Source organism: Paenibacillus sp. GM2FR (assembly GCF_002803325.1).
GTDB lineage: Bacteria > Bacillota > Bacilli > Paenibacillales > Paenibacillaceae > Paenibacillus_AQ > Paenibacillus_AQ lautus.
This window is the reverse complement of the sequence record NZ_MKZM01000008.1, coordinates 4,032,061-4,050,618: the sequence shown is the minus strand read 5'-3', so window position 1 is coordinate 4,050,618 and position 18,558 is coordinate 4,032,061. Positions and strand designations below refer to the sequence as shown.

At 49.7% G+C, this 18,558-nt stretch carries 17 protein-coding genes; 15 read left to right on the top strand and 2 right to left on the bottom strand.

The annotated features are described in order from the left end of the window. The first annotated feature begins 289 nt into the window (after positions 1 to 289). The 5 genes from sufC to sufB are packed head-to-tail and all read left to right on the top strand — an operon-like array spanning position 290 to position 5,456. On the top strand, positions 290 to 1,072 hold the full coding sequence (sufC, locus tag PAEVO_RS18335) for a Fe-S cluster assembly ATPase SufC (protein ID WP_100538838.1): 783 nt from the start codon (positions 290 to 292) through the stop codon (positions 1,070 to 1,072). A gap of 22 nt (positions 1,073 to 1,094) precedes the next feature. Continuing rightward, complete coding sequence (gene sufD / locus PAEVO_RS18330) at positions 1,095 to 2,399, top strand: Fe-S cluster assembly protein SufD (protein ID WP_100538837.1); 1,305 nt, start codon at positions 1,095 to 1,097, stop codon at positions 2,397 to 2,399. Beyond that, on the top strand, positions 2,396 to 3,616 hold the full coding sequence (locus PAEVO_RS18325; RefSeq protein ID WP_100538836.1) for a cysteine desulfurase: 1,221 nt from the start codon (positions 2,396 to 2,398) through the stop codon (positions 3,614 to 3,616). The genes sufD and PAEVO_RS18325 overlap by 4 nt, the downstream gene beginning before the upstream one ends. After that, positions 3,606 to 4,025 carry a Fe-S cluster assembly sulfur transfer protein SufU gene (gene sufU, locus PAEVO_RS18320; RefSeq protein WP_100538835.1) on the top strand — a complete coding sequence of 140 codons (420 nt, stop codon included), beginning with the start codon at positions 3,606 to 3,608 and terminating at the stop codon, positions 4,023 to 4,025. Before PAEVO_RS18325 ends, sufU begins: the two co-directional genes overlap by 11 nt. Before the next feature lie 33 nt (positions 4,026 to 4,058). Continuing rightward, positions 4,059 to 5,456, top strand: a complete 1,398-nt coding sequence (gene sufB, locus PAEVO_RS18315; protein WP_100538834.1) for a Fe-S cluster assembly protein SufB — start codon at positions 4,059 to 4,061, stop codon at positions 5,454 to 5,456. Positions 5,457 to 5,725: 269 nt separating this feature from the next. On the opposite strand, the gene PAEVO_RS18310 is transcribed toward sufB, so the two are convergent. Together PAEVO_RS18310 and moaD are read right to left on the bottom strand one after the other, a co-directional pair. Continuing rightward, positions 5,726 to 6,772, bottom strand: a complete 1,047-nt coding sequence (locus tag PAEVO_RS18310) for an HD-GYP domain-containing protein (protein ID WP_100538833.1) — start codon at positions 6,770 to 6,772, stop codon at positions 5,726 to 5,728. An 87-nt stretch (positions 6,773 to 6,859) separates the two neighbouring features. Continuing rightward, the gene (gene moaD / locus PAEVO_RS18305) at positions 6,860 to 7,597 is read right to left on the bottom strand and encodes a molybdopterin converting factor subunit 1 (protein ID WP_100538832.1); all 738 of its coding nucleotides are present in this window, start codon (positions 7,595 to 7,597) and stop codon (positions 6,860 to 6,862) included. 113 nt (positions 7,598 to 7,710) lie between these two features. On the opposite strand from moaD, the gene PAEVO_RS18300 reads away from it, so the two are divergent. The 10 genes from PAEVO_RS18300 (at position 7,711) to PAEVO_RS18255 (ending at position 18,539) form a co-directional block, all read left to right on the top strand. Then, positions 7,711 to 9,144, top strand: a complete 1,434-nt coding sequence (locus PAEVO_RS18300; RefSeq protein WP_100538831.1) for a bifunctional metallophosphatase/5'-nucleotidase — start codon at positions 7,711 to 7,713, stop codon at positions 9,142 to 9,144. Between the two features lie 70 nt (positions 9,145 to 9,214). Then, on the top strand, positions 9,215 to 10,039 hold the full coding sequence (locus PAEVO_RS18295; protein WP_100538830.1) for an undecaprenyl-diphosphate phosphatase: 825 nt from the start codon (positions 9,215 to 9,217) through the stop codon (positions 10,037 to 10,039). Positions 10,040 to 10,147: 108 nt separating this feature from the next. Beyond that, on the top strand, positions 10,148 to 11,233 hold the full coding sequence (locus PAEVO_RS18290) for an HD-GYP domain-containing protein (protein WP_100538829.1): 1,086 nt from the start codon (positions 10,148 to 10,150) through the stop codon (positions 11,231 to 11,233). 29 nt (positions 11,234 to 11,262) lie between these two features. Further along, positions 11,263 to 13,524 carry an MMPL family transporter gene (locus tag PAEVO_RS18285; protein ID WP_100538828.1) on the top strand — a complete coding sequence of 754 codons (2,262 nt, stop codon included), beginning with the start codon at positions 11,263 to 11,265 and terminating at the stop codon, positions 13,522 to 13,524. Between the two features lie 139 nt (positions 13,525 to 13,663). Then, a complete protein-coding gene (yfkAB, locus tag PAEVO_RS18280; protein ID WP_100538827.1) occupies positions 13,664 to 14,803 on the top strand; it encodes a radical SAM/CxCxxxxC motif protein YfkAB in 1,140 nt (379 codons plus the stop codon). 25 nt (positions 14,804 to 14,828) lie between these two features. After that, positions 14,829 to 16,154, top strand: a complete 1,326-nt coding sequence (locus PAEVO_RS18275) for a hemolysin family protein (RefSeq protein WP_100538826.1) — start codon at positions 14,829 to 14,831, stop codon at positions 16,152 to 16,154. A gap of 34 nt (positions 16,155 to 16,188) precedes the next feature. Continuing rightward, on the top strand, positions 16,189 to 17,220 hold the full coding sequence (gene ytvI, locus PAEVO_RS18270) for a sporulation integral membrane protein YtvI (RefSeq protein WP_100538825.1): 1,032 nt from the start codon (positions 16,189 to 16,191) through the stop codon (positions 17,218 to 17,220). A 149-nt stretch (positions 17,221 to 17,369) separates the two neighbouring features. After that, a complete protein-coding gene (locus PAEVO_RS18265) occupies positions 17,370 to 17,591 on the top strand; it encodes a spore coat associated protein CotJA (RefSeq protein ID WP_100538824.1) in 222 nt (73 codons plus the stop codon). Between the two features lie 6 nt (positions 17,592 to 17,597). Further along, positions 17,598 to 17,873 carry a spore coat protein CotJB gene (locus PAEVO_RS18260; protein ID WP_100538823.1) on the top strand — a complete coding sequence of 92 codons (276 nt, stop codon included), beginning with the start codon at positions 17,598 to 17,600 and terminating at the stop codon, positions 17,871 to 17,873. 96 nt (positions 17,874 to 17,969) lie between these two features. Further along, positions 17,970 to 18,539 (top strand): manganese catalase family protein, encoded by a 570-nt coding sequence (locus PAEVO_RS18255; protein ID WP_100539505.1) that lies wholly within the window; start codon positions 17,970 to 17,972, stop codon positions 18,537 to 18,539. Positions 18,540 to 18,558: the final 19 nt, after the last annotated feature.

Here is an 18,558-nt window from a genome sequence, read left to right as displayed (position 1 = left end):
CGGGAGCAACAAGCACATATGAAGGGGAACAGGGCGAACGAAACAGGCTTGGCCGGTCTATCGGTCATGCCTGTTTTTTAATTGTTACGGTTGTCTGAATGTTGTCTGCAAAACGCTTGTCCGGTTGAAATACGTCATATTTTATTATAAAATGGCTTGAGAATCATTGATAATCAGTTTAGAATGATTATAAATAAATAATTATTTTTTGTTTTATGAAATCAGGGCGTCCAATCCTGTTATCATATAGGACAACAATACACTACCTATTCAACGGAGGGAATCTAATATGTCAACCAAGTTTGTCATTGAAGGATTGAAAGCAACAATCGAAGGCAAGGAGATCCTTAAAGGTATCAACCTTGAGATGAAGGGCGGAGAAGTTCATGCCATCATGGGACCAAACGGTACAGGCAAAAGTACTTTGGCTTCCGCGTTGATGGGGCATCCTAAATATGAAGTTACAGAAGGTAAAGTATTGCTTAACGATGAAGACGTGCTGGAGATGGAAGTTGACGAGCGCGCACTCGCAGGTCTGTTCCTGGCCATGCAATATCCGAGCGAAATCGCCGGCGTTACGAACTCCGACTTCCTGCGCAGTTCCATCAACGCACGCCGCGGTGAAGGCAATGAGATTTCCCTGATCAAGTTCATTCGTCAAATGGAAGGCAAAATGAAGGAGCTTGAGATGAATCCTGAGTTCGCTCACCGTTACCTGAACGAAGGTTTCTCCGGCGGTGAGAAGAAACGTAACGAAATCCTGCAAATGATGATGCTGGATCCGAAAATCGTTGTGCTTGACGAAATCGACTCCGGTCTTGATATCGATGCTTTGAGAATTGTAGCGAACGGTGTAAATGCCATGAAATCCGAAGAACGCGGTTTCTTGATTATTACCCACTATCAGCGTTTGCTTAACTATATCACTCCAGATTACGTTCACGTGATGATGCAAGGACGCATCGTAAAATCCGGCGGTCCTGAACTGGCACAACGCCTGGAGGCAGAAGGTTATGACTGGATTAAGGAAGAGCTGGGCATTACTGATGAAACTGTAGGTCAAGACGCGTAAATAGACGGGAGGAGGAAACGATATGACTACACAAACCATTCTTCCGGTCAACGCTGAGGCTCTGAAGGCATTGTCCGAAAGGAAACAGGAACCGGCCTGGCTGACAGACAGCCGTCTGGCTTCTCTGGAACTGGCTGGCCAGTTGGAACTGCCCAAGCTGGAGAAACAACGCATCGAGCGCTGGAACATTCAAAGTTATGGTGAATATAAAGAGAGCAGCAAACTTGCTTCCCTTGACGAATTGCCTGAGCAGGTAGCCAAACTTGTCGAAGGTTCAAGAGAAGGCGGCCTGGTTATTCAACGCAACTCGGGAACCGTACATGTAAGTCTGGCTCCGGAACTGGCTGCCAAAGGCGTCATTTTCACCGATTTGGAAACAGCGGTTAAAGAACACGCGGATTTGGTTAAACCTTATCTGCATCAAGCGCTTAAGAATGACGAGCATTCGATGGCCGCTCTGCATGCTGCTGTATGGAACGGCGGGGTGTTCCTCTATGTTCCTAAGAATGTGGAGGTCGATGTCCCTCTGCAGGCGGTTATGCTGACGGATGATGCCGAAGCCACATTTGCTCCGCATGTGCTGATCGTAGCCGAAGCGAACAGTCAGATCACTTATGTAGACAACTACGTTTCGGATTCCCTGGCTGCGCCGGTGACCCATAACGGAGCGGTGGAAGTCTTCGTTAAAAACGGCGCGAAGGTGCGTTATGCTTCCGTTCACCAATTGGCTGGCGAAGCAACCGATGTTACGTTCCGTCGTGCGGTGCTGGACAATGACGCTTCGATCGAGTGGATTGTTGGCGAGATGAACGATGGCGATACAGCTAGCGATACCATGAGTATTCTGAAGGGCAACGGTTCGACATCCGATGCGAAAGTCATCGCGGTCGGCTCCGGCTCCCAGAAGATCAATTACACTACCCAAGCGAAGCATTTCGGCAAGAGCTCGGCGTCCCAGATGATCACCCGTGCAGTCATGCGCGAAGAGGCACAAGCCATCATCAACGGAGTTACCAAGATCGAGAAGGGTGCAACGAAGGCGGACGGACAACAGACCGAGCGCGTGTTGATGCTCAGCCCGAAAGCTCGCGGCGACGCGAACCCGATTCTGTTGATTGACGAGGATGATGTAACAGCTGGACACGCAGCGTCCGTAGGACAAGTGAATCAGGAGCAAATTTACTACCTGATGTCCCGCGGTATCTCGCGTACCGTGGCAGAATCCTTGATTATTTACGGCTTCTTGGCTCCGGTTGTCAGCGAAATTCCGCTTGAGGGACTTCGTGACCAACTGCAGGGGCTCGTTGAAAGGAAGCTGGGACAATGATCGCCTCTGTCCGTGAGCAATTTCCCATTCTTCATCAGGAGATCAACGGACATCCGCTGGTATATCTCGACAATGCCGCGACATCGCAAAAGCCGCAGGTGGTCATAGATGCTATCAAGCGGTACTACGAGTGGGAAAACTCCAATGTACACCGCGGGGTTCATACACTCGGCAGCCGTGCTACCGATGCTTATGAAGGAGCCAGGGAGAAGGTTGCCCGTTTCATTAATGCCGAGAGTTCGGAGCAAATTATTTTCACCCGCGGTACGACGACGGCCCTGAATCTGGTAGCTTCGTCCTACGCTCGCTCTGTTTGCGGTCCTGGGGATGAAATTGTCCTGACGGAAATGGAGCATCACAGTAATCTGATACCGTGGCAGCAGGCGGCTATCGCCGTTGGCGCTACGCTGAAATATATTCCTCTGCAGCCTGACGGCACGATCCGTGTCGAAGATGTGGAGGCACTCGTTACCGAACGGACCAAGGTTGTAGCCATCGCTTACGTATCCAACGTCATGGGCGTTGTGCATCCCGTAAAACAAATTGCGGAAATCGCGCACCGTCATGGTGCCGTCATTGTGGTTGACGGTGCGCAAAGCACACCGCATATGAAAGTGGACGTCCAGGATCTGGATTGCGATTTCTACGCTTTGTCCGGCCATAAGATGTGTGCTCCAACAGGTATCGGCGCATTATACGGCAAGAAGGCGCTGCTGGAATCAATGGAGCCGATCGAATTCGGCGGAGAAATGATCAATGATGTTGGATTGTACGAATCGAACTGGAAGGAGCTCCCTTGGAAGTTTGAGGGGGGGACACCTATCATTGCAGGGGCTGTCGGTTTGGGCGCTGCCATCGATTTCCTCCAGGAAATCGGAATGGATGCCATCGAGCAGCATGAGACGCAGCTTGCGGCCTACGCCATGAACCGCATCTCCGAGATCGAAGGCATTTCCATTTACGGCCCCCGTGAGCGAAAAGTGGGCCTCGTTACCTTTAACCTTGGCGACGTGCACCCGCATGACGTGGCCACGGTGCTGGATGCACAGGGGATTGCGATTCGTGCAGGACATCATTGCTGTCAACCGCTTATGCGTTGGTTAAAAGTATCCTCTACGGCACGTGCGAGCTTTTATCTGTATAATACAGAAGAGGACGTTGATCGATTAGTTAGCGCCTTAATCCAGACAAAGGAGTATTTTGGCGATGCAACTTGACGATTTGTACAGACGTGTCATCATGGATCATTATAAGAACCCCCGCAATCGCGGCAAGTTTGAAGAAGATGCGGTAACCATCGATTTGAACAATCCGACTTGCGGAGATCGCATTTCCTTACAGCTTAAGGTAGAGAACGGCGTGGTAGCCGATGCCAAATATACAGGGGAAGGCTGCTCCATCAGCATGTCTTCCGCTTCGATGATGACGGACGCCGTAAAAGGCAGAACGCTGGATGAAGCGATCAGTCTGGCGGATCGGTTCTCCTCCCTTATGAAAGGCGAGGCAGTAGATTTTGACGAGTACGAGGATATTGAAGCCCTATCCGGTGTTAACAAGTTTCCTGCACGCATTAAATGTGCAACACTTGCGTGGAACGCACTCCGAAAAGGAATAGACGCGAAGTAAGTGAATCAATAGATCGATAGGGAGGTAAGTTAAATGGCTAAAAAAGCACCAGAAATTGGAGAGTATAAATATGGTTTCCGTGACGAGCACAAAGCTATTTTTCAAACCGGCAAAGGTTTGACGCGTGAAGTGGTAACGGAAATTTCCAAAATCAAGAACGAGCCGGAATGGATGCTGGAATTCCGTTTGAAAGCACTGGAGCAGTTCGAGAAAATGCCAATGCCTCGCTGGGGCGGCGATCTCGACGAGCTGGATTTCAACGATATCCAGTACTATGTAAGACCTTCCGACAAGCAAGGCAAGACTTGGGAGGAAGTGCCTGCCGAGATCAAGGAAACCTTTGATAAATTGGGTATTCCGGAAGCAGAGCAGAAGTTCCTGGCGGGTGTATCCGCACAGTACGAATCCGAAGTTGTTTACCATAACATGCAAAAGGATCTTGAGGATCAGGGCGTTATCTTCATGGATACCGATACGGCTCTCAGAGAGCATCCGGAAATCTTGAGAGAATACTTTGCAACGGTAGTGCCTCCAACGGATAACAAATTCGCCGCATTGAACAGTGCTGTATGGTCTGGCGGAAGCTTCATCTATGTTCCAAAAGGCGTGAAATGTGAAATTCCGCTACAAGCGTATTTCCGTATCAATTCCGAGAACATGGGTCAGTTCGAACGTACGCTGATCATTGCGGACGAAGACAGCTTCGTGCACTACGTAGAAGGATGTACGGCTCCGATCTACAGCACGAACTCGCTTCATAGCGCGGTAGTAGAGATCATCTGTAAAAAGAATGCACGCGTTCGCTATACAACCATTCAGAACTGGGCGCCGAACATCTACAACCTCGTGACCAAGCGTGCTGTTGCTGAAGAGAATGCAACTATGGAATGGGTTGACGGCAACATCGGTTCCAAGCTGACCATGAAATATCCTGCCGTTATTCTGAAGGGTCGCGGTGCAAAAGGGATGGTATTGTCCATCGCTGTAGCAGGCAAAGGCCAGCATCAGGATGCAGGAGCCAAAATGATTCATTTGGCACCGGACACGACTTCTACCATCGTATCCAAGTCCATCAGTAAGCATGGCGGTAAAGTAACGTACCGTGGACTGGCTTCCTTCGGCCGCAATGCAGAAGGAGCGAAAGCCAACATCCAGTGTGATACACTGATCCTCGATAATGAATCGACGTCGGATACGATTCCTTACAACGAGATCAAGAATGACAACATTACGCTGGAGCATGAAGCGACCGTATCCAAGGTGTCCGAGGAACAATTGTTCTACCTCATGAGTCGTGGCCTTAGCCAGTCTGAAGCTACGCAAATGATCGTTATGGGCTTCATCGAGCCATTCACCAAAGAACTTCCGATGGAGTATGCCGTTGAGATGAATCGACTCATCAAGTTCGAAATGGAAGGCAGCATCGGCTAAATAGTTCTTATATACACAGGGGGCAAATCACTCGGGCACGAGTGGTTTGCTCCTTTTTTTATGCTTGGGTGTTTACGCTATGTTGGCTTATTGTGACTTTTATGGTTGCGTGGCGTGAGCCGTCTCGACAGGACACGCGTTTTATTTTGCCAGAAATCAAGAATGAGGGGAAATGGAAATGTCACAAAAGCACGCAAAAAAACCGCCAGCATACAAGCCGGACGGTTTATACGGGCTATTTAAGGGAAGAGGCTAGGCGAAAACGCCGGTTACAGAAGTATCTCTTGGATCTCGGTATTGTACTCTTTGGAGAGGTCGATGAATCGATCCTCGGTCTTCACAAGCGGACGGAAGTAATCCGAAGGATTGTTCATAACGATAATGCCGGATTCGCCAGTCGTCAGCAGAACCTTTTTGCCGATAAAGTTTGGCAGCATCTGCTGGATGAAGGCATGCGTCGGCCTGCCGTTCAGCTTACCAAAACTAAGACGATACAGCTCCCGAAGTACGGTTAACAGCTGCTGCTTGGATTGATAGACCCGAGTCGTTGTCATCGCACTGTATACGTCGGCTACAGCGCAAATATGAGAGTATGGATGAATCTGATCGGCATGGAGCGCTCGTGGATACCCGGAAGCGTCATCCCGTTCATGGTGCTGGAGCGCGACTATAGCGGTAACTTTATCATCCATGGATTCAGAGATCATCTCATAACCATAGATGGTATGCAGCTTCACTTCCTCATATTCTTCAGAAGTCAGCTTGCCTGGCTTGTCCAGTATATCCCTAGAAATCTTGCTTTTGCCGATATCATGGAGATAACCGGCTTTGCCGATTTCATATGCTTCCTTGTCGGAATAACCCATCCAATCCGCGATATAATACGATAACATTCCAACTTGAATCGAGTGCCTGTAGGTATAATCGTCTGTGCCATTAAAAAGCAAAAGCAGGGAGACGACATCCGTATGCTCATTCAGAGAGCCGACTAAGGGTCTGAAAACATCGTCCACGACGGACTCATTGAATTTACCGGTTTGTGACGCTTCCGCAAATAAGGTGGAGCACCCGTCAAACGCAAGATTGAAATGGGGTTTAACCTTGTTGTATGAATCTGAAATTTCAGCTGATGAATCGAGGGATACAGACAGTGCCCGTGGCTTTATTTCTATGTAATCGATACCGTGCTGCAGTAGCTTGGATATATCCTCAAAACGAAGGGTTGCTCCTTTTTGTAGAACATGAACGCCGTTTGTGTTGTAAGCATCATGCTGCATTTGATCACCGGGTATCAGGTCCGTGACATGTACTCTCAAATCATTGCACCTCTTGCCCTTATATAAGTAAAAAGATCAAAACTATCTTAGCAAGAAAATTATGGTTTTACAATGAGAAATCATGACTTATTGCCTAACGGTTGGGTCCCAGGGTCCGGTCTGCGGTCCTTTCCACTCCGAACCATCGTCCCAGATCTCTTTCTTCCAGATTGGAACGGATTGCTTCAATTGTTCAATGGCATAACGGCTGGCCTCATAACATGCATCTCGATGCGGGGAGGATACAGCGATAACCACACTGGTTTCTCCAATACCGACCGTACCGATACGGTGGGAAATCGCACATTCCGTGCCGGGCCATTGTCGAAAGATGTCTGCGCATATTTGCTGCATCTCTTTTAGCGCCATCGGGATGTATGCTTCATACTCCAACGTAACCGTTCGCATCTGGCCGGTCATCTCTCGCGTTGTACCTACAAAGGAAAGCGTTGCTCCATGATTATCATGATGAACCTTGGCAATGGTTGCTTCTACGGACAGCGGGTCGTAGGATATAGAGCACTTCCCATCTGCCGAGGACCTGGATCCGGAGTCTTGCGGGGCGGAGCCGTCACCACCGGACACAGGCGGAATCAGAGCTACCTCGTCGCCGCTCTGAATAAGCTGTTCCGAAGGCGCATATTCTTGGTTGACCGCGACAAAAGCCGTGGCAATCTGGGCTTTGGCATCAGGATAAGCATCACTAAGCAGCAGCTTTAATTCCCCGGCTGTAAGGGGAAAGCCCGGTACGTTGAACGTAAGCGAAGCTGTGCCGATCCGATCAGCTAATCCTGCAAATAGTAATATCGAAATGGTTGTTGACATTCTTCATCACCTCGTAATTCTTATGGGCTACAATATACCATATTCTTCGCTAAAATGTTATGCTTGTAAGACCGGAAATTATCGAATAACGAACTTGGGGAGGGGGCCGCCAGATGGGGTTAGGAAGCAACAAACAGAAGCTGACGATATTGTATACCAACGATATACACAGCCATTTTGAAATGATGAGTAATGTGGCGGCACTTATTTCCCGGGAAAAGACGGCTGCCGGTGATGGGGCAATCGTACTGGATATCGGTGATCATATGGACCGGGCATCCGTGGAAACGGAAGGCACCATGGGCCAAGCAAATGTGGATGTCATTAATTTGACAGGATACGACGCCATTACGATTGGCAATAACGAAGGGCTCACCATTTCGTATGATGTTCTGGAGAGTGTATACGCCGGACTGCAGTGTCCCGTTGTATGCTGCAACATAAGTGAGACAAAGAGCGGTGATCCTCCTCCATGGATGAAGCCGCATGTGATCCTGGAACGAGAAGGCATTCGGATCGGGCTCACCGGCGCAACGGCTGCTTTTGCAGGATTTTATCAATTGTTAGGCTGGGAAGCCGGAGATCCGGTACAGGCTATTGCTGAGCAAGTGCGGGCGCTTCAGGGCCAGTGTGATATCATGATCGTTTTATCCCATTTAGGACTAACGATTGATAAAAGATTAGCAGAAAATGTTGAGGGGATTGATGTTATTCTTGGTGGTCACACCCATCATATCCTCGAGGAGCCTCTGATGATCGGGAAGACCGCTGTCTGCGGTGCAGGCAAATTCGGACAATATGTAGGTCGTCTCGTCATGCAGCGCAGTCATGCAGAAGATCGCTTTACCTGTATAGAGGGAAGTCTGCTGCCCGTGGATAAAAACTTGATGGAACCCATCGTAGAGCAGGCGATCATGAGACACCATGAGCTGGCAAGAGAGAAATTAACGGAGGCCGTAGCCGTTATTGACCGTAGTCTGCCCATTCACTATGAGAAGGAGTCGCCGTTTGCGAACCTGCTGGCTCAGGCCGTGCTGCAGCACACGGATGCCGATTTTGCCATCGTTAACTCAGGGCAGCTGCTCGGACCGCTGCCGGAGGGCGAGATCAGCACCGGTATGCTGCATGGCCTGTGCCCGTCCCCGATTAATCCCTGCGTAGTGAAGCTGCGCGGAGAACATATCTATCAAGCACTTGAGGAAAGCCTGCTCCAGGAGTTCAGCGGGAAGAAGATACTGGGCTTTGGCTTCCGCGGTTATATATTAGGCGGCCTGGCAGTTGATGGATTGAAGATTCACTATGACAAGAACGGAGAGCCTTATCGCAAGATCACACATATCTCTATGAAGGGACAACGGCTAGAGCCGCAACGAGAATACAAGGTGGGAACACTCGACATGTTCACTTTCAAAATCGGATATGAGTCGTTGTCACTTGGTAAGGATACGGTATATATGCTGCCGGAGTTTATTAGAGACTTGCTGCGAAGTGAGCTTTCGAGGCCCGGTTCGCTTGAAGAGTCCATGATCCCACGCTGGATATCCTGACAATCCCCGACTAACTTCCTTTGGCCGAGCATACATATGAGGAGGACAAAGGTAAGGGAGGGGAAGGACCATGGATTTTATCACATCCATTATATTGGGGATTGTGGAAGGAATAACCGAATTCATTCCGGTGTCTTCCACAGGCCACATGATTTTGACGGCTAAGGTACTCGGTTACGACGATCAAACTCCGATCATGAAGACGTTTGAGGTTGTCATTCAGCTTGGCGCCATTATGGCGATCGCGATGGTTCACTGGAATCGGATTTTGAACCTGCTCGGCTGGAGCCGAAGTGAGCCGTTGACCAGGAACACGCCTCGAAGACGATTGAATTTGATCCACATCTTTTTGGGGATTGCACCGGCTCTGCTGGTTGCTTTTTTTGCGAGGGATTTCATCAAAAGTCTGTTCCATGCTCAGACGGTGTTGTTTGCACTCGTTGCCGGCGGTATTTTTATGATTTTTGCAGAATGGTACAATAAGCATAAAGTTCAAGTAACATCGCATGATTTGGATGATATGACATACAAGCAGGCCCTTCAGATTGGCGTCTACCAGATCATATCCGTATTATGGCCGGGATTTTCCCGTTCGGGCTCCACCATCTCCGGTGGCATGCTCAGCGGGGTAAGCTATAAGGCATCGGTCGATTTCTCGTTCATTATCGCGATTCCCATTATGTTTGCCGCAGCAGGATATGAATTACTGGATTCTTATCGATTTTTTACAGTAGACACGATCGGCGTATTTCTTGCCGGATTCATCGTTTCGTTTGTTGTCGCTTATTTTGTCGTCTTAGCCTTCATGAAACTCATACAGAAGATAAGGCTTACTCATTTTGCGATCTACCGTTTTGTTCTCGCTGCCGTTTTTTGGCTGTTTATCATGCATTAAGCAGGAGGAGACATAAGGAGGAGATCCGGCTTCTTCGTATCGTGATCCACTGAAGACTAGACGCTATATCCCACACAAGTTTGATCATAGCAGAGGAAGTGACGGATTTTGCGTCTTATACCTATCAACGCGTTGAAGCCGGGGATGGTTCTTGGTAAAAGAATATATAATAGCGATGGTTTAATCCTGCTTGCCGAAGGCGTGGAGCTGACAACAGGGCTGATCCGCCGTCTGGGCACGTTGGAACTCGGGTATGTCTATATCGAGGATCCGATGACAGAGGATATCATGGTTCCGGAGTTGTTGACCGAGGAAACCCGGCTGCAGGCGATCCAGTCGATTCGGACGAGCTTCAAAACCCTGGAGAACCAGGCTGCTCTGAAGGGAAGCTTCCTTCATTTAGGCAAAACGTTCTCCGGGATGATGGAGTCGATTATGGATGAAATATCGGATCATGACGAGTGCATGGTGCTGCTGACCGATATGAATACGAACGATTACAACTTGTATCATCATTCTCTTAACGTATGTCTGTATTCAACGGTTCTTGGCGTGTCTTACGGGTATAATCGGGAGGAGCTGAAGGTGCTGGGCTTGGGCGCATTGCTTCACGATATCGGCAAGACGAGGATATCCCAGAAGCTGCTGAATCATCCAGGACGGCTGAGCGAGGAAGAATTTCGCGAGGTTCAGAAGCATACCGAGATCGGGTTCAAAATATTGAAAGACGAACCGAACATTCCGCTGCTATCGGCGCATTGCGCCCTGTCGCATCATGAGCGCCTGGATGGCAGTGGTTATCCCAGAGCCTTGAAGGGACCTGAGATCCATGAATACGCCAAATGGATTGCGATTACGGATTCTTACGATGCGATGACAACGCAGCGGGTGTACAAGCCTGCCTTGTTGCCGCATCAAGCGGTTGAGGTGATGTATGCTGGCTCGGGAACGCTGTATGAACAGTCATTTCTGGCGATGTTTCGGGATCGGGTAGCGATATATCCTCCAGGCATCACCGTGAAACTGCATACGGGTGAAAGTGGAGTGGTATCCAAAATTCACGCACATGTGCCGCATCGACCCGTCGTCCGCGTATTAACGGATGCCGAAGGCACCCCGCTATCTGCACCTTACGAATTGGATTTGTCTGAAACACTGGCCATTATGATCGCTGGTATCGGGCGTGCACCATAGATCAAACTTGACCTTAAGGAGGTTGACTCGTGAGACGTAACGGCCATACAACATTGCTGCATACATGGGGGCGACAGATATACCGCTACCGTAAAGCCATTGTTGTGACCTGGCTTCTTTTGTTTTGCGGTCTGCTTCCGTTTGCGTTCAAGCTGCCATCCATTCTGCAGCACAACGGGTTTACGCCGAAGGATAGTCCGGCCCAGATCGGGATTGAGAAGCTGGAAGAGGGATTAGGATTGTCGGCTGCCTCGCTGGATATTGTCGTAGTCAGTCAGCACGATGAGAATCTGACGGCTGGCACGGCGCAGAGGCGAATATTGACGGAGCTTGCGCCTTTGCGAGCCCGTCCTTATGTCAGGGATATTGATATGAATATGGCAGCTCATAAGGCAGGCCAGGATCATATCGTATCCGTGACGGTGCTGCTGGATCTGGATGCCACGGAAGCCTTGAAGCAGTTTGAAGAGATTAGAGACTCGGTTCCCGACATCACGGGAGCGGATACTTACATAACAGGGAATACCGCCATCTTCGCCGATATGAACCAAGCCGTCAAAAGCGATATCATCCATGCCGAGATGATAGGCATTCCCGCAGCTCTGCTCATCCTGGCGGTTGTATTCGGAACACTGACTGCGGCGCTCCTTCCATTGTTAGCCGGTGTTGCCAGTGTGGTGGTCACGATGGGAATCTTGTATTTCGTCGCTTTGGCCGACGGTTCGATCAGCAATTTCCTTCCGAATGTTGTAACGATGCTGGGCCTGGCCGTCGGTATCGATTATGCGCTGCTGGTCGTAAGCCGCTTCAAAGAAGAGATGCGGATACGGAGCGGAGATGTGGGAACTGCCCTGGCTGTCACTTGCGCAACCGCCGGCAAAGCAGTGATGTTCTCCGGGGCGGCGGTGTTGATCGGTTTTGTGGCGATGAGTTTCATAGACCTGCCGATCTTCCGTTCCTTCAGCATAGGCGGCATTACCGTCGTGCTGTTATCGGTGCTGGCCGGTAACACGCTTCTTCCCGCATTATTGGCAATATTGGGCCCGCGCATCGATGCGCTCCCTCTATTCCCTGCCGCATACCGGACGCTCCGGGCACGGCAGACCTCCGGTATGTGGAGAAAGCTCTCCAGATTTGTTATGGCGCATCCTGTGACCATCTCTATCGCCGCGATCGGTTTACTGCTGGTGGCGATTTATCCGGTTCGGCACATGAATATCGCCATCCCCGCGGCCGAAGTGCTTCCCCCCGCCTATGAATCCCGTTATGGTCACGACCTGCTCATACAGGCTTATGACGAACGTGAATTGAATTCGATCGTTGTGGCGGTAGAGCTTCCGGCCTCTTATGAGGACTCGCGCAGCATCGAGCGAATGAAGGCATATACGGATGAGATACGGATGATGCCGGGCGTGAAGCAGGTAGAGAGTTACCTGAGCATTGGCAGAGGATCGGTGGAAGAAGCATCGAAGTATTTGTCCCGCGAAGATATCCGCCAGCAACTGGAGCAGCATCGTTTTGTTAGGGGGAATGTAGCAGCCGTCGCCGTGATCCCGGAATATGGGGAATCCCATGCACTTACGATGCAGCTTGTCCGAGAGTTACGGACGATGGACACGAATGAGCTGACGACCTATGTTACCGGAAGCCCCGCATACAAACTGGATATCATGGAAGCCATCCAACAGAATATCTCCTTCGTTCTGGTCTTTGTGTTTGTAGTTACCTATGTCATTCTGCTCCTGGCGTTTCGGTCGGTCTTGCTCCCTTTAAAAGCAAGCGTAATGAACATGCTCAGCCTCGGCGCCGGACTGGGTATCGTGGTGTGGGTATTTCAGGAGGGAATAGGCGCGCAGTGGCTGGGTGTTTCCTCCACGGGATCCATCTTTGCGCTTTTGCCGATCCTGATATTCTGCGTGGTGTTCGGCATATCGATGGACTATGAAGTCATGATGCTCTCGCGAATGATGGAGAATTATGAACGGACGGGGGACAACGAATTCAGTACGGCTGAAGGTCTGGAGAGCACAGGCGGGCTGATTACAAGCGCTGCCCTGATTCTGGCCGTCGTCGTGGGTGCGTTTGTGTTTACGGATAATGAAGTGATGAAAGCGATCGGTTTAGGCCTGACAGCAGCCGTTCTGCTGGATGCCACCGTGATTCGGGTGCTGCTTGTGCCTGCGTTTATGAAGATGATGGGCAGAGCGAATTGGTGGAGTCCAAGTTGGATGTTTCCGGCACATAAGCTTACTTCCAAAGAACGTTCGGACAAACATGGGGAAACCGGATGATTTCCCAGCCGAATCAAGCAGAAGCCTTCTGTTTGGGTATGTTATAATCATATAATGGACATTATCAAAACCGTAGAGTACATAAAGCGTAAGTTGTACTGAATGAATCGGTAATTCAAAGAAATAAGGTGAGTGAACCATGAGTAATACAGCACAGCCATTTCCATCAGCCGTAAGGCCCATTTCGCCGAGTTATGATCCTTGGGATCCGATAACCTCACTGCGCGAGCATGGTCGTCATGTGCTGACCAGTGTGGAAATGACAGTGACGCATCTTTGTAATATGCGCTGTGAGCACTGCGCTGTCGGTGATATGCTTGTGATGAAGGAAGCTCCGATGCTGCCCCTCGATACGATGCTGAAGCGATTGGATGAGGTAGAGCATCTGCAGACAATCAGTCTGACGGGCGGTGAACCGGCATTTCTGGGGAAAACGGTGGATAACGTGATTGTTCCCTTGCTCAAGTATGCCAAGGAAAGGGGCATCCGGACCCAGATTAACTCCAATCTGACGCTCGATATGAGTCGGTATGAGAAGATGCTGCCTTATCTGGACGTTATGCATATCTCATTCAATTATTTGAACGGGGACGATTTCTATGAGGTCGGATTTGCGAATAGCGCACGTCCTGTCTCCAAGGAAACGGCATACAAAATGTACGATACGATGCTGGTCAATTCGGAGAAGCTGAGTGCAGCGGGCATGTACATATCCGCTGAATCGATGATTAACTACCGGACGCATACGAAACTCAGCGGCATCCACAAGCTGATCAAGGATATGGGCTGCAAACGGCATGAGGTTCACCCGATGTATGCCTCAAACTTTGCTTCCGCTCTGCCCGTATTGCCCTTGAACGATACGAAAGCCGCCATCCACCATTTGCTGGATGTCCGGGATCGGGATATGTGGATGCTGTTCGGAACGCTGCCGTTCTATGCCTGCAGCTCCGATGATCATGATCAAGAGATCATTCGCCGCCTGCGGCAAGAACCGAACGTAACGGTCCGGAATGATCCCGATGGCCGTAATCGGGTGAATGTGAATTTATTCTCGGGCGACGTGTATGTAACGGATTTTGCTGATATCCCGGCTTTTGGTAATATTAAGGAACAGAAGCTTGACGATATTTTTAACGAATGGACAACAGGACACCCGTTGAACCAAACGGTTAACTGTCACTGCGATGCCGTGAGCTGCTGTGGGCCGAACCTGTTGGTGGCCGACATGTACTACCGGGGTGTGGATTTCAAGTCAAGACAAGCAAAGACAAACTAGAACCCTAGAAAGAAGGCGTGTCATCATGGCGGAGGAATTTGAGGTCGGGAAACTGATTTTGAATTTGCTCTTGGTTTTCCTTCTCGTTTTGTTGAACGGCGTGTTTGTAGCCGCTGAATTTTCACTGGTGAAAATGCGTCAATCCCGGTTGACCCAGCTCGTTAGCGAAGGGAACCGGCTGGCAGGCATTGCCCTGAAAGTAAACCAGAAGCTGGATGCCTATTTATCCGCAACCCAGCTTGGGATCACATTAACTTCCCTGGGTCTTGGCTGGATTGGGGAGCCTGCTATTTCTGAATTGCTGGTGGCCCCCATTATGCATAGCATTGGATTTACGGATGAGCGATTGATCGGCACAATATCAGTGGCGGTGGGCTTCTGTATTATCACCTTCCTGCATATTGTGTTAGGGGAGCTTGCACCGAAATCTTTGGCTATTCAGCGGACCGAGGGCACGGCTCTGATTCTATCGGCGCCGCTGCTCTGGTTTTATCGTATTTTTCTGCCGGTGATCTGGGTCCTGAATGCTTCCGCCAATCGGATTTTGAAGATGGTGGGCATCGAGCCGGCAAGCGAGGCCGAAGCCGCCCACTCCGAGGAAGAGATTCGGATTCTGATGAACGAGAGCGCAAAGAGCGGTGTTATTGACGAGAACGAGATGAAATTAATGGACAACCTGTTCGATTTTTCTGACTTGAGAGCCAGAGAAATTATGCTGCCAAGGACGGACATGGACGTTCTTTTCACCAATTTTACCTTGGAAGAGAATCTTCAGATCGTCAACGAGACAAAGCATTCCCGTTACCCGGTTGCAACGGACAACAAAGACCGCATTATCGGGTTTGTCCACATTACCGATCTCTTGCTGGCGGAGCCTGAGAAGCAGCGTGATCTGGCTTCCTTGATGAGACCGATTATGGACGTATCGGAATCGGCGGAGATCAGTGAGGTGCTGCGGAAGATGCAGGCAAGACATGAGCAGCTTGCGCTCGTGGTGGACGAATACGGGGGGACGGCCGGTATTCTCACAGCCGAGAAGATTCTGGAAGAGATTGTCGGGGACCTGTACGATGAATTTGAAGATGAGCGGCCAGAAATTGAAGTGTATGATGAGTACTTTTCAGTGGACGGGCGGATGCTCATTGAAGAAGTGAATGATTTGACCGGCTTGATGATTGAAGAGCATAACGTGGATTCCATTGGCGGTTGGTTGTTCAAGGAGCTTGAAGGGAACCCGGCGGTCGGGAAGAAAACCGCCTTTAACGGGGTGGTCTTTGAAGTAGAGGAGTCTACACGGTTGCGTGTAACTCGCGTCATGATTCATCAGAAGCTCGAGAGCAGCTTCATTTAGAACTAGCAAGACTCTATTTGTTAGGAAGTGGATTATGTCGATTAAGCAGCTGATATTTATCGGTCTCGGTCTCCTGTTGCTGTACGGAATGTTTACGGTTGGAGCTCCGTTCTTGTTGGCCATCGTGATTGCTATTGCCTTGGAGCCGTTAAATCGGCTCTTAATGAAAAGACTTCGGTTGAACCGCATCGCGGCCGCAACGGTGACAAGCACGCTATTCCTTCTTTTGATGCTGCTGCTGGCTTATTTGATCGGTCTTCAGGTGTTTAACCAGCTGGTCGAATATTGGAGCCGGGCTCCGCAATATTTTGAAGGGGCCAACGAATTCCTTCAGCATACGATTATTCAGGCGCAAGACATGCTGAACGGCATTTCGCCGGGTCTTGCCGACAGTCTTACCGAATTTATGTCGAATATTTCTTCCTATGTGCAGTCGCTTGTCAATACGGTATCATCGACATTTTTGTCCTTTGCCAAAACGCTGCCGAACCTGTTTGTCACGTTCATTGTATTCTGCGTAGCGGTGTACCTGTTCGCTTTCAGCCTCGATACGATGCGTGAGAAAGTGTTGTCGCTGTTTGATGAGACATCGCAGTCGCAGGTGAACGAAGTGCTGATCAGCCTGAAAAAATCAATTTTCGGATTTTTGCGGGCACAGCTGATCCTCAGCCTGTTTACGTACGTGATCACGCTGCTCGGCTTACTGGTATTAGGTGTTAACTATCCACTTGCTATCGCCCTGCTTGTCACCATTGTCGATATTCTGCCGATTTTGGGCGTAGGTTCCGTCTTGATCCCATGGTCCATCTACCTGCTCGCGGTAGGTGATATTTTTACAGGACTTGGCTTGATCTTCATGTTCATTCTGATTACGGTGATCCGCCGCGTACTGGAACCGAAGGTTATAGGGGATGCCGTTGGAATCGGCGCATTGCCTGCCCTGGTCAGCATGTATGTCGGATTTAAGCTGGTTGGTGTGATCGGATTTTTTATCGGCCCCTTGGTCGTTATTATCTATTCCGCTATGCGTAAAGCGGGCTTGTTCCAAATTAAAATCAAATTTTAAGGACAACTCCATGAAGACCCTTTTCCCGGAAATATTCCAGGGAGAGGGTTTTTTTGTCATTTTGGAGTTCATTTTCTGGGCGGAAGACATATGTTAAATACGAAGAGTCCTTGATAACAACGGATCGTAACGATAAGGAGGAAATCCCTTTGAAGGAAAATCCAGAGGTGCGCGTATACCCGGTATTTCATTCGCCATTTGATCCATGCCCGCCCAAGCTTTACAGATCGTATGTGGTACCTGTTAACCAGTTTGTCGTGTTTCAACCGCCGGGTCTGCCCCAGTTTAGCCCTGCCGAGGCGCTAAGGCACGGAACGTTATGGCCATCCTTGTATAGCCCGTATACTTCGCGAAAATTTAAAGGAGAGTGATATGCGGTGAATGAAGCCAGACCCCAGGTTGGAGATCTGAAGTATTACGAAATGCTGGAGCAGCTTCAGGCATTGGATTTTGTCCTGGTGGAGCTGAACCTGTTCCTGGACACCCATCCGGATGATCTCAAGAGCATCGAGCAGTTCAATAAACTGACACAGGAGAGAACGGTGCTAGCGAAGCAATTTCAAGAGCTGTATGGGCCGCTGCAAAATTTTGGCCGTGCTTATTCCAGGTATCCGTTTGAATGGGCCCAGGGTCCTTGGCCTTGGCAGGTTTAACAATGACGGTATGGCAAGGGGGCTGCGGCTTTTTTTTACCTTATGCAAGCAGCCCTTATGAAGAGGAAAAGCGAGAACAAGGAGGCGGAAGAGCCTATGTGGGTATATGAAAAAAAGCTTCAGTATCCGGTACGCGTCAGTAAATGTGATCCAAGAATGGCGAAGTTCTTGATTGAGCAGTACGGGGGGGCCGATGGGGAGCTCGCGGCAGCGCTCCGCTACTTGAATCAGCGTTATACCATTCCCGATAAGGTGATCGGGTTGCTGAACGATATCGGAACCGAGGAATTTGCGCATCTTGAAATGATTGCCGCTATGGTGTTTAAATTGACGAAAGATGCAACGGTTTCGGAGATGGAGGCTGCCGGACTAGGTGCGCACTACGCCAATCATGATCATGCGCTGTATTATGAGAATGCCGCCGGGGTCCCTTGGACAGCAACCTATATTCAAGCAAAAGGCGATCCGATTGCGGATTTGTATGAGGACATTGCGGCAGAAGAGAAAGCACGCGCTACATATCAATGGCTCATCGACATGACGGATGATGTGGATTTGCAGGACAGTCTCAAATTTTTGCGGGAACGTGAAATTATCCATTCCATCCGCTTCAGGGAAGCTGTAGAGATCATCAAGGAAGATCGGGCAACGAAAAAAATATTCTAGGGGAGCGGATATCGTTTCG